This window comes from Shewanella sp. 1180_01, from assembly GCF_052850535.1.
Genome location: NZ_VXCT01000119.1, coordinates 1 through 2,120 on the forward strand (window position 1 = coordinate 1; position 2,120 = coordinate 2,120).

Here is a 2,120-nt window from a genome sequence, read left to right on the forward strand (position 1 = left end):
TTGTTGAACGAAGCCGCTTTGCGGCAGGAACAAGATAAAACCATCCTTTTGCCCCTCATCCTAAATACTTGCTAGACGCGACCTGCTTCGGTCGCAAACCTAGGAGTATCATCATGGACATTCACGAACAACAACGCTTTGATTTACTTTATGAACAACATCTTACCAACTTAACCTTGCAAGGCAAGCGGCCTGCAACCATTGATGCCTATAGCCGAGCTATACGCCGTATTGCGGCATATTTTGACTGCTGCCCCGATACCCTGACCACCGATGATTTAAAGCGCTATTTTGCCGACTTAATTGCCTCACATTCATGGAGCACCGTCAAACTCGACCGCAACGGCTTGCAGTTTTTCTACTTTCACGTCCTCAATAAATCTTGGCAGTGGCTTAATATTGTTAAGCCTCCACAGGTGAAACACCTGCCCGATATCCTCACGCCCTGCGAGGTCGCGATAGTTATCAGCCTCACGCGCCAGCTGCGTTATCAGGTCTGTTTCTTAACCCTGTACAGCATGGGATTGCGCCTTGGTGAAGCGATTTCATTACAGGTCGGGGATATTGATGCAGGACTCATGCAGGTGCATATCCGTGATGCTAAAGGTGGCAAGGATAGACTGGTGCCTTTACCTCAACGCACCTTGTTAGCCTTACGCTATTATTGGCGCACCCACCGTCATCCTCACTGGCTATTTCCGGGTAAAGATAATCAACCTGATTCACTCATGGACAGAGGCGGGCTCCAAAAAGCCATGAAGCAAGTCATTTTAGAGTGCAACATTCATAAAGCCATCAGCCCGCACAGTCTACGCCACAGTTATGCCACCCATTTACTGGAGCAAGGACTCGATTTGCGCTCAGTGCAAACACTGCTTGGCCATCACAGCCTGAATACCACCGCCCGTTACACGCGGCTCACTGATATCACCCGTAAAAACACTTGTGAGGCGATTAACCAACTGACCAACGGCTTAGCTTTGAGGTGGGAGTGTGGGTTATGAGCCAGTTTATCGATATTTTACGCCAACATCTGGCGGATTTTCGGCGGCGTTATGCCCATCAAATCACCCCAGAAATACATGCTGCTATCCATGCCATGCTCAGCTGTCGTTGCAACACGGCGAGGGTGAGTTGCTGGGATTGTCAAACCTGCGAGCAACAGCTTGAGTTTCCGCTCTCTTGCGGTCATCGCAGTTGCCCACAGTGCCAACATGGCACAACATGTGACTGGCTGAGTAAACAACAAGCTAAGTTATTACCGGTGAATTATTTTATGGTGACCTTTACCTTGCCGTTTGAATTAAGAGCCATAGCGAAGTCGCAACCCGAGCCGTTCTATCACGCCATGTTTACCGTGGCAGCGAGTGTACTCAAAGATTTTGCCGCACGCTCCCCTAAGCTCAGTGGTGACATCGGCTTCACCGGCGTACTGCATACTCACAGTCGGCGCAGAGACTACCATCCACATCTGCACTTCATTATCCCAGCAGGGAGCTACCACTCAGGCAAGCGGCAATGGCGCAAGTGTCAAACCCATTACTTATTTAACGCCTTTAATCTTGCCAAGGTGTGGCGAGCACGTTTACTGGCTTATCTGAGTGACACGCTTCAGCTTAAACTGCCACATCAATCCCAGTCGAAATGGGTGGTCGATTGTCAGTTCGTGGGTAAAGGCGAACCTGCACTGCAATATCTGTCGCGCTACCTTTATCGGGGCGTTTTACCCGACAGCAGTATTTGTCGTCATGTCGATAATCAGGTGAGCTTTACCTATCAAGACAGTCAGACTCGCTGCCAACAAGTACGCAGCTTGCCCGCGGTCGAATTTCTGTGGTTGATATTACAACATGTGTTACCCAAAGGATTACGGCGAGTACGAGACTATGGCTTACTGCGAGGCAATGCCAAAAAGCTACGGCAACAAATCCAACTGATGTTGGCTGTCGCAGGTGCAGTGTTCCCCATGTTACCTGAGGTCAAACGTACCTTAGCCGTGCGCTATTGCCCTTGCTGCCATCAAGCTATGCATTTTATGGGTGTTCATATGCGTCATCGACCGACAGGCGCTAATATCACCGCTTAAGGCGAGAAGTATAAGGATAACGGGTTAACCAAAC

At 49.5% G+C, this 2,120-nt stretch carries 2 protein-coding genes; both read left to right on the plus strand.

Translation table 11 applies throughout. The features are described 5' to 3' along the window. Nucleotides 1-113: 113 nt before the first annotated feature. Nucleotides 114-1,004, plus strand: a complete 891-nt coding sequence (locus FW758_RS24300; RefSeq protein WP_012197125.1) for a tyrosine-type recombinase/integrase — start codon at nt 114-116, stop codon at nt 1,002-1,004. Continuing rightward, nucleotides 1,001-2,086 (plus strand): IS91 family transposase, encoded by a 1,086-nt coding sequence (locus FW758_RS24305; RefSeq protein WP_446446800.1) that lies wholly within the window; start codon nt 1,001-1,003, stop codon nt 2,084-2,086. The genes FW758_RS24300 and FW758_RS24305 overlap by 4 nt, the downstream gene beginning before the upstream one ends. The last annotated feature ends 34 nt before the right edge of the window (nt 2,087-2,120 follow it).